The sequence below is a fragment of the uncultured Roseovarius sp. genome (assembly GCF_947259555.1).
Taxonomy (GTDB): domain Bacteria; phylum Pseudomonadota; class Alphaproteobacteria; order Rhodobacterales; family Rhodobacteraceae; genus Roseovarius.
In genome coordinates this window covers 1-9290 of record NZ_CAMYMD010000052.1, presented here as the reverse complement: position 1 = coordinate 9290, position 9290 = coordinate 1, and the positions used below count along the sequence as shown (strand labels likewise).

Genomic DNA, 9290 nt, shown 5'->3' with positions numbered 1-9290 from the left:
GAAACTCCTTGCCCCCTGACGAAGGGGGCAAACCCGACCCGGCGTCCGCAGTCGCAAAGAGCCACCTTCAAACCGTGGGGGAAGAATAACGTCCTTCAAGGCTGACTTCTTCAGCAGCCTGTTAAAAGAGACACGCCTATGCGTGCTCAGTCCACAAATGTGACTAAAAAACTCGGCACGCTACACATAAAACCGGAATTGCTGACTGCAAGCGACACTTTTTAACATTCATACAACATTCTGAATTGTCAGTCTAATTTTTTTACAGCTTCTCACGAACTTTCGAGAGCACAGCCAAAAGGCGCATAATTCGCAAGCTAGCACCTTCGCCCAGGACTGCATTCGCAGCCGGGCTGAAGGAGCTAAGAATGGCAACGTTTCATGTACACGATCAAACGGATGAAAATTTTGGCACCACCGTTACCCAGCAGATGTTCGGCCTGAACGCGCTGAACACGGTTACTACCGTAGAAGATGTTTTGATGAATGAGCGATATCAGGATCTTGGTGTCACCAACCTGCGCTTTCCGGGGGGATCGGTCACCGAATGGTATTTTGACATCTCGGATGTGGATGGGGGCAGCTACGACAAATCGGTCGGATCGTTCGAGGGCAATGAAAACACGCTTGCCCCGTTCAGCGATTTCATCGAGAGCGCGGCCATCCTGGGGACGAGCGTCACACTCGTCATGCCAACGATCAATGGATTGTCGCAATCCGCGGGCGAGGCGATGGTTGACGACACCTATGGACAGCGTGTTGTCGATCAGGCGTATCTCGATGATGTCGCGGCGTTCACGACGCGGGCGCTGGAAATCGCGAATGCGCAGGGTGTCACGGTGCAGGCATTCGAGATCGGCAACGAATTCTGGGGATCAGGCCGCATGACGGCCTCTGAATACGGCAATCTTGCCGCAGCCATGTCGCAGGTCATTTCGGACACTCTGGCCGATCTGGGCATGTCACCGGAGGCGCAGCCCGATCTCGTGGTGCAGACCACGAGCGCCGCAGGCCTGTTCTCTCCGCGCGAAGATACGACGTTTTATGTCGATGAGACGACCGGGTTCGTTCATACGCCCGCAGATCTTCGCAAAATGGACGACGCTCAGGCAAGCCGGATGACCGAAGTGACGCTTCCGGGCCAAGGCAATGCCCGCGAACAGGCGCGCGAGATCATCGCGGCATTCAATGACCATGATGTAGATGTGATGGGCCCGGATGGGCAGCTCGTATCGTTCAGCGTCAGCGAGGCGGCGAACGCGATCGACGGCGTGGTCGATCACTACTACGTCGATGGCGGTTTTGACGCGGTCAATACCGAGGAGCAATTCGGCTTCAACCAACTCGATATCTGGAACATCGAGCTTGACGCGCGCGATGTGACCCAGACCGAGTTGGACTATTACATAACGGAGTGGAACACGCGCAAGAACGGCGCCCTCGAGGAGGCGAACAACCGAGGTCTGCAACAGGTCTCGATGGATATCGAGATCTTCTATGAAATGGTGACGCATGATGTGACCGCGGCCAATTTCTGGCCCGTCATCTTCAACTACAGCAACTCGGGGACACTGGTGCTGAACTCCGGTGACGCGCTGACGATTGCCGGCGAGGGGTTTGCCCTCATGAGTGAAAGCCTCGTTGGTCTCGACCCTTTGCTCGATTTCCATGTGGCCGGTGATGTTGCCATTCATGGCTACGGCGACACCGATACGCAGGTCTATTTCCTGTCCGAGCGAAGCGGTTCGGAAAACCAGCTGTCTTTGGACCTGAGTGACACGCTCACGTTCGAGTCGGACTTTTACCAGGTGTCCTGGACCGAGCTTTCCGACGGCGGCGCGGGCGGAACCGATGAAATGGCGGATCCGATCATCACCGAGACCGAGGTCGATGAGCTGATGCGCGCGGAAGACTTTGAAGAGTTTCTCTTGACCATGCAGGCATGGTCCGTGGTGCGGCTGGAGGTCCAGGGCGTGGATGCCGCAAGTGCCACGCCGACCCTTGAATCTGAAAGCCGCCAGAGCGAGGCGGACCCGCTACCGCAACCGGCAAACCAGCCTTCCAGTCAGACCGACGCGGCGCTTTCACTGACCGGCACGGACGGCGATGATCTCTTTGAGGTGCATAGCGCCGACGCGACGATCGCCAATGCCGGTGACGGTCACGACACAGTCCAAAGCTCGGTGAACTTCACGTTGCGCCGGCATTCAAGCGGCGATGATCTGGAGGATCTTGTCTTTCTAGGCGATGACGACCTCATCGGTGTCGGCAATTCCGCCGATAACCTGATCGTCGGCAATGCTGGTGACAATCACCTCAGCGGGGTGTGGGGCGATGACACGATCCGTGGCGGCGATGGCGACGACATGATCATAGGCGAGGCCGGCGCGGACCATTTGGAGGGTGGGCGAGGCAATGACTCCGTTCTGGGCGTGGACGGCGACGATACGCTGTTGGGCGGCGACGGCGATGATGAGTTGGCCGGCTCCGACGGAAACGACGTGGTCAACGGTGACGCCGGCAATGACAATATGGGGGGCGGGACCGGCGACGATACGATGGATGGCGGGATTGGCAATGACACCATGGGCGGTGGTCTCGGCGATGACGTGATGTATGGCGGCGTCGGTGACGACAGGCTTGAGGGCGGCGCAGGCGACGACACTCTGAACAGCGGCGCGGGCAATGACATGATCGGCGGCAGCTTTGGTGACGATGTGCTCGACGGTGGCGACGGGCAGGACGATCTGGGCGGTGGAGCCGGGCAGGATACGATCGACGGCGGGGCGGGCGATGACAGCGTCGGCGGCGGCGAGGGCGATGACCTGATCACGGGCGGCGACGGCAGTGATTTCCTCGCCGGTGGCGGTCGGGATGACCGGATCGACGGTGGCACGGGCGACGATTCGATCAATGGCGGCGATGGCGACGACGTCATGACAGGCGGCGCTGGGGCTGACGTGTTTGTCTTCAATTTCTTCAATGAGGGGGATGATGACGTGATCACCGATTATGAGGACGGGATCGACAGCTTTCTCATCCGGACCAGCCATATCGAAACCGGCGAAATCATTCTCGACAACGGCGGAAACGGGTTGCAGGGCTTTGTCGATGCGTTGGGCATAACCGACACGAGGCTGGGCGCGCAGATGGACATCGACGGGCACCTCGTGGTGGTCGAGGGCGTCTCGGCGGCGGATCTGACGCTGGACGATTTCCAGTTTATCTGATTCCCGGCCTCAGGCTGACACACCGGTGGCGCGTTTCGAGTGCGGCACCGTCTGGGCGCTGATCGCGCTGGCATGACCGGCCGTTGGCCCGGAAAGGTGCACATCAAGCAGATTTGGCAACATCGCGTCAGCAATCGGCGCAAAATTGGACATTTTTGGATATTCGAAGACATCTTCTCAGATCAAGGCCAAAAGCCGGCGAAAATTGGAAAGTAGACAGGTCTCAATCGGCAAATGGGCCGATCGTCAAATTTGGGGCTTAGAAATGACACGAACCATGCTCATCGGCACCGACAGGGTGCTTCTCAACCAGACCGCAGATCTTGTGCATGCCAGTGGCGCGAAAGCGCTTGTCATCACCGACGTCAAGCGCGCCGAGGCCGAGGTCTCGCGGTTCAAACCGCATATGATCGTGGTATCGCTCGATGATACCGATGCCGTCGGCTGGAAGTTGATGTTCCGCCATGGAATCCACGGCAACGCCAGTGTGATCGCGATAACGGAATACGCGGACGCCGCGCAGGAACTGACCGTGCTGCGACTCGGCGCGCAGGATTACATTCGCTTGCCGGTGACGCCGGAGGTTCTCTTTGAGCGCATCAAGTTTCGAGGCGCTCACAGTGCGGAGGACGGCGAAGACCTGTCCGAAGAGGTGATCGAAATCAAGGGACGTCGTGGCGATCTCGTCATCGACAAGGGGCGATTTCAGGCATTCTGGATGGAGTCCCTGCTGTCCCTGACCAAGACGGAGTTTACGCTGCTCAGTGCGTTGGCGCGCCATGACGGTATGGTAAAGTCGCGCGATCAGTTGATTGACGCCATTTACAGCCACAGCATGTGCAGTGACGTGAATGACCGCACCGTGGACAGTCACGTGAAGCGTGTGCGTAACAAGATCCGGATGATCGACCCGGCGTTCGATGGAATCGAAACGGTCTACGGACTCGGTTACAAATTGAACATCGAGCGCGCGCGGAAGGCCAAGACGGGTGCTCTCTCCTGCCAGAAAGATAGCTCCGTGCGATACTCGCGACGGGCGACCGTACCCGGCATTGTGTCGCAGAAGCCATTGATCATGCATACCAAAACGTGGTGAGGCGCACCCCGTTTTGTGGTCCGCGTCGCGAGTGCGCTACCTGACCCCGCCCGCTCTGGCCACCGCCAGGGCGGGTTGCTGCTGTAGAGGGGGCGCGGGCGGCATGCAGACCCTGGATGGCCGCCAATCGCCACGCGGCGTGCATGTGGACAAACACCCGGTCACACTCGCGCAATATTTTTAGACATTTTTCCAAATATTTGAAACTCAAGTTAAAACATCGGTGCAAAGCTTTCTGTAGCGTCATTGGAGATAGCAATCAGGCTGTTGCCAACACGAAGAAGGAGAGTTGAATGGGCGTTCAGTTTTTTTCCCCCCGTGGAGCAGACGGCAGTGCCATGCGTGTTCCGACTGCCTATAAGAAATCCGTGAAATGGATTCCGCAGATTGGAGACATATTTCCCAACTTCGTCGCGGACACCACGCAGGGTGTATTGAACTTGTGGGATTGGTCGGAGGGAAGTTGGACCTTTCTTTTCAGTCACCCGGCGGCGCACACGCCGGTTTGCACGACAGAGCTGGGTGCCATCGCAACGACCAGAGAGGATTTCGAGGAACTCAATGTCAAACCGCTGGGTCTGACGGGATCGCCGCTTGAGGATCAAGTGGACTGGCATATCGAGATAGAGGACTTTTTCAACTCCGAGGTCTGGTTCCCCACAGCGTGTGATCCTGACGGCAGGCTTTCTACCCTCTTCGGGATGCGTCACGGGCGGGAGCACGCCACATGGCCAATCCGCAAATCATTCATCCTTGATCCGCAAATGCGCATCCGCATGATTTTCGAGTACCCGTTGTTCATCGGCCGCAGCATGGAAGAGACCCTTCGTGTTGTAGAAGCCTTGCAGTTGCGCGATCGCACCGGGGCGGCCACACCGGCGGACTGGCAGGACTGCGATCCGATCATTATTCCAGACAATCGGCCCGAAGCTGCCGTCATGCGTGAATTTGGCGCGGGCTCTCAATATCTGATGCCATATCTTCGGATTGTTCAGGGCGATGCGATGAGGCGTGCCCGCAGAGCCGCAGCGCCCACGATCGTTTCGTCGGAGCAAATCTGCCTGGATTTGGAGGGGCCCCAATTTTGACGCCGGGGTGTCGGGGGGCGTGCCTGTCAGCTGGCCGCCCTCTGTTGGATCGGTGGCGGTCCAAGCTCTCGTTGCCTGATCCCTGAGCAAACGGGTGAGCGGGTCTTGCGCCGGCTCATCCGTTTGGGCGAATGTCGCGGCGCTACTGGCTGTCGCTGGTCACGCGGCTCTGCCGGATCGCATCATCTGTCACCAGACGCATCCCGAGATGCGCGGGCGGCGTGCCGACGGCGCAGCCGCCGCGCGCGGGGTCGCGCACCAGATAGGACATTGCGGCAACGTGCTCGCCGCCGACAAAGAACGCCGGGCAGCGGGACGGGTCGGTGCTGTCGCTGGCACCTGCATAACATTCCTGCGTCCATTCCCAGACACTGCCGTCCAGATCGGCGATACCCTCGGGAGAGGTCGTGAAACTGCCTTGCGGCTTGAGCGCCCGTGGGGCGGTGCCCTCGGTCAGGTAGGTCGAGGCCCATGTCAGCGATGGGTCGGTGAAGATCGGGTCCGGTTCGTCGGGCAGGACCGCGGCGGCCATGACATGCCATTCCCCGGCAGTGGGCAGGCGAAACGCATGGCCCGTGGCGTCATTGATCCAGGCGAGGTAGTCTTGCACGTCGATATAGCTCAGCCCGGTTGCGGGCGTGGTCGCCGGGTCCTGACCGGCACGGGCGCGGACGGCCTGTGCGCAGGCATCCTGCGCGACGCAGCGCGCCCATTCGGTGATCGTGACCTCATGGCGTTGCACATAAAGCGCGCGACCGTTTGGGAGCATCACGGGCCGGTCGGCCATCACTGGCAGAAAGACCGGATCAGGGGCGCGCTGCAAGAGCGCGCCCCCGGCGATGACCGCCGCCAGAAGGCCCAGAGCCGCAAAGCCAAGCGCGGTCTTGAGCGGGTCGGCGTGAGTGGTGGCGGCGGTCGTCATGTCAGGTACTCCTCTTACGTAGCAAAGGCCCGTGGCGGCACGACCTGTTCCATCAACTGGTTGTCCCAGTCGCCCTCGACCACGAAATGCGCAGCGGCCCCCAGCATCGCGCCCTCGATCAGGTTGTGGTTGACATAGGCGTAGACGCCCGGCTGCTCGAAGGTGTACATCGCCGCCACCGCGCTGCCGCCGCGCACGAACCATGTCTCCATGCCGGTCATCGGCGCGTCGGTGAACGACGTCTCCCAGACAAAGTTGCCATGGCCGCCGATCAGGTGCGGGCGCGAGTCGCGGTTGGCCTGATTGTGGATCATCAGGACGGTCTCGCCGACCTTGGCGCGCAGGGCGTGCTCGCCGGTCAGGGCACCGACCGCGCCGTTGAACACCGAATGCGTCGGGATCAGCGTGCGCATCGAAACAAGGCTGTCGGCATAGTCGTCCCCGGCGGCGTCATAGCTCTTGTAGTCGCCGTTGTCGTCCATCGGCAGGTAGTAGTCCTGTTCGCCGATATAGGCGATGCTGTCGTATTTCAGCGGGTTGCCCTGGCCATCCTTCAGCCCGTCGCGCGGCAGCACCATGACAGCACCGTTCATGCCATGGGTGACGTGATACGGGATCATCGCACCGCCGGGGGCGCAGTGATAGGTAAAGCAGCCCGGCTTGGTCGCCTTCCAGCGCAGCACGCATTCCTCGCCGGGATAGACATGGGTCAGGCCACCGCCGCCCAGGGCCCCCGTGGAGGCGTGAAAGTCGATATTGTGCTCCATCATGCTGTCGGCGGGGTTGCGCAGGGTCAGTTCGATCATGTCGCCCTCGTGGCAGATGATCAGCGGGCCGGGGACCGAGCCGTTATAGGTCAGCGCCCAGACCGAGGCACCGGTGTCCTCGTCCACCACCATCAGCCGTTCGGTGGTCTCCATGGTGATCTCGATGAGCTTGGGGCCGCCGGTGGCAACCTGCTCGTGGGCGGGCGCAAAGGGCGGTGCGACCAGCTCCTGCCGCACGCGGGTATAGCCCGAAAGATCGGCGGGTTTGGCCTTGGTTTCGGCAACCTGTTTGGCGGCGGCCTTGTGAAGATGCGCGGATGCCGCGTTGGCCTTGGTAAGCCGGGGCGCGCGCGAGGCGGCCATTGCACCTGCGCCTGCCATTGCTGCCGCACCGGCGAGCATGGAGCCGCGCAGCACGTTGCGGCGGCTGGTTGAAACGAGTCCGGGATTGATGAGCTTGGTCATGATGTCCTCCATGACAATGGGGGTGGCGGGCGTTATGCCCGCGCACCGGGAAAGGGATCAGAGATTGCCGAGTTGCGCCTCGAAACGCTCCTTGGCCTTGCGGGGCACGCGGCCCTCGAGGAAGGTGTCGGGGACCTCGACATCGCCCACGGCGATGGTCATCACCATGCCCATGGCAAAGTGCGGCTTGCAGATGACGCCATAGACGCCTTCGACATCGAGCGTGACGTCGAATTCCTCGTTGATCTTGCCGGAAAATGCCTCGGCCCCCTCGGGCAGCATGCCCTTGTTGATCTCGGCGTTGTGGCCCCTGTCGGTGGCGACGAAGCGGATGGTGTCGCCGGGGGCGGCCTGAACAAAGGCCGGCTCGAACACCATGCGCTCGCCATCGGCGCCCTTGTTCAGCATCTTGACCTCGAAGGTTTCGGCAAAGGCCGCAGAGCCCATCAGGGCCGCGAGGGCGAGGCCGGTTGTCAGTGTGCGGATCATGTCGTTTGTCCTTTCATGTCGCGTTATTGCTTGACCTTGAGAATAGTGATTTCCGCAGGCGCGATATTGCTCTGGCGCAAACTTCGGGGCGATTGATCGGGCGGGGGCGGATCATCCGGTTGTGGCGTTGCACGTGGTTCTGTGCGATGACGCGCGCCATGACCGAGCAACCCACCCGCAAGACCCTGCCGCGCCTTGACGAAAGCCTGCTGACGCATCTGCCGCCGTTTTCCCGGCTGGAGAAGCGGCAGATACGCACGATTCTGGATCAGGCGAGTTCGCGGCGCTACGAGTCCGGGGCGGCGGTGTTCAACGAGGGTGATCCGGCCGAGCGATTCTACATGCTGCTCGATGGCTATGTGCGGGTGGTGCGCATCACGCCCACCGGTGAGCAGGTGACGGCGCTGCATATTCCGGCGGGGCAGCTCTTGGGTATTGCCAAGGCGATCGGGCGCGAGACCTATCCCGCGACGGCGATGACGGCGACCGAATCGATCGTGCTCAGCTGGCCGACCAGCCTGTGGGACACGTTCGTAGCCGAGTATGACGGCTTTGCCAGCGAGACCTACAAGACCCTCGGCCACCGGGTGGGGGAGATGAACACCCGGATCGTCGAACTGGCGACGCAGCAGGTCGAGCAACGCGTGGCCAATGCGATCCTGCGGCTGATCAACCAGACCGGGCGCAAGGTTGAGGGCGGCATCGAGATCGACTTTCCGATCACCCGTCAGGATCTCTCGGAACTGACCGCGACCACGCTGCACACGGTCAGCCGGTTGCTGAGCAGCTGGGAAAAGCGCGGGCTGGTCGAGAGCAAGCGCAAGCGCATCAAGGTCTGTGACCCGCACGCGCTGGTGGTGCTGAGCCAGGGGTGAGGGGGGTGGTGTCGGGGTGTCGTTGACGGGGGATTGGGGAAAGGTGGGTTTTGCGGGGCAAAGTTGCTCTTGGTGAAAGCAGGGGTCAAGGTCGGCCATGGGCCTTTTGCTGCCATTGATTGACCCGTAGAAGGTGCCGCGCGGTCGCAGGGCCGGGGGCTGGCGAGGCAACGGCCGGTGCGGGCGCTTTATGCCAGCCAAGTCATCGCGACCTCTACACGTTGCTCGCCCCATCAAATCGCCAGGCCGCGGGACGGCCCGGCGATCGCGCGGCACCTTCGGTGCTGTTCGCGCGGTTGGCTCTTAGGTCCGCTCAAGGCCAAGCCAAGCCGAGGTTCGTTTCTAACGCAATCGACAG

The 9290-nt window shown here is 61.0% G+C and carries 7 protein-coding genes; 4 read left to right on the top strand and 3 right to left on the bottom strand.

The annotated features are described in order from the left end of the window. Positions 1–368: 368 nt before the first annotated feature. The 3 genes from Q0X85_RS08380 (at position 369) to Q0X85_RS08370 (ending at position 5414) form a co-directional block, all read left to right on the top strand. The gene (locus tag Q0X85_RS08380) at positions 369–3230 is read left to right on the top strand and encodes a calcium-binding protein (RefSeq protein WP_297771335.1); all 2862 of its coding nucleotides are present in this window, start codon (positions 369–371) and stop codon (positions 3228–3230) included. Positions 3231–3507: 277 nt separating this feature from the next. Continuing rightward, positions 3508–4326: a response regulator transcription factor gene (locus Q0X85_RS08375; RefSeq protein ID WP_297771333.1), complete on the top strand. Its 819-nt coding sequence runs from the start codon at positions 3508–3510 to the stop codon at positions 4324–4326. 293 nt (positions 4327–4619) lie between these two features. After that, complete coding sequence (locus Q0X85_RS08370; RefSeq protein WP_297771331.1) at positions 4620–5414, top strand: redoxin domain-containing protein; 795 nt, start codon at positions 4620–4622, stop codon at positions 5412–5414. 142 nt (positions 5415–5556) lie between these two features. Here the strand turns inward: Q0X85_RS08370 and Q0X85_RS08365 are convergent, their stop codons facing one another. Genes Q0X85_RS08365 through Q0X85_RS08355 form a run of 3 tightly spaced genes read right to left on the bottom strand, consistent with a single transcriptional unit; the run spans position 5557 to position 8057 of the window. Further along, positions 5557–6336, bottom strand: a complete 780-nt coding sequence (locus Q0X85_RS08365; RefSeq protein WP_297771329.1) for an SUMF1/EgtB/PvdO family nonheme iron enzyme — start codon at positions 6334–6336, stop codon at positions 5557–5559. A 14-nt stretch (positions 6337–6350) separates the two neighbouring features. Continuing rightward, positions 6351–7568, bottom strand: a complete 1218-nt coding sequence (nirK, locus tag Q0X85_RS08360) for a copper-containing nitrite reductase (RefSeq protein WP_297771327.1) — start codon at positions 7566–7568, stop codon at positions 6351–6353. Positions 7569–7625: 57 nt separating this feature from the next. After that, positions 7626–8057: a pseudoazurin gene (locus tag Q0X85_RS08355; protein WP_297771325.1), complete on the bottom strand. Its 432-nt coding sequence runs from the start codon at positions 8055–8057 to the stop codon at positions 7626–7628. A 158-nt stretch (positions 8058–8215) separates the two neighbouring features. On the opposite strand from Q0X85_RS08355, the gene Q0X85_RS08350 reads away from it, so the two are divergent. Beyond that, complete coding sequence (locus Q0X85_RS08350; protein ID WP_297771323.1) at positions 8216–8932, top strand: Crp/Fnr family transcriptional regulator; 717 nt, start codon at positions 8216–8218, stop codon at positions 8930–8932. Positions 8933–9290: the final 358 nt, after the last annotated feature.

Bases quoted from the DNA above. Each gene is read 5' to 3' on its own strand.
- Q0X85_RS08380 (WP_297771335.1), top strand. From the start codon at position 369: ATGGCAACGTTTCATGTACACGATCAAACGGATGAAAATTTTGGCACC.
- Q0X85_RS08375 (WP_297771333.1), top strand. From the start codon at position 3,508: ATGCTCATCGGCACCGACAGGGTGCTTCTCAACCAGACCGCAGATCTT.
- Q0X85_RS08370 (WP_297771331.1), top strand. From the start codon at position 4,620: ATGGGCGTTCAGTTTTTTTCCCCCCGTGGAGCAGACGGCAGTGCCATG.
- Q0X85_RS08365 (WP_297771329.1), bottom strand. From the start codon at position 6,336: ATGACGACCGCCGCCACCACTCACGCCGACCCGCTCAAGACCGCGCTT.
- nirK (WP_297771327.1), bottom strand. From the start codon at position 7,568: ATGACCAAGCTCATCAATCCCGGACTCGTTTCAACCAGCCGCCGCAAC.
- Q0X85_RS08355 (WP_297771325.1), bottom strand. From the start codon at position 8,057: ATGATCCGCACACTGACAACCGGCCTCGCCCTCGCGGCCCTGATGGGC.
- Q0X85_RS08350 (WP_297771323.1), top strand. From the start codon at position 8,216: ATGACCGAGCAACCCACCCGCAAGACCCTGCCGCGCCTTGACGAAAGC.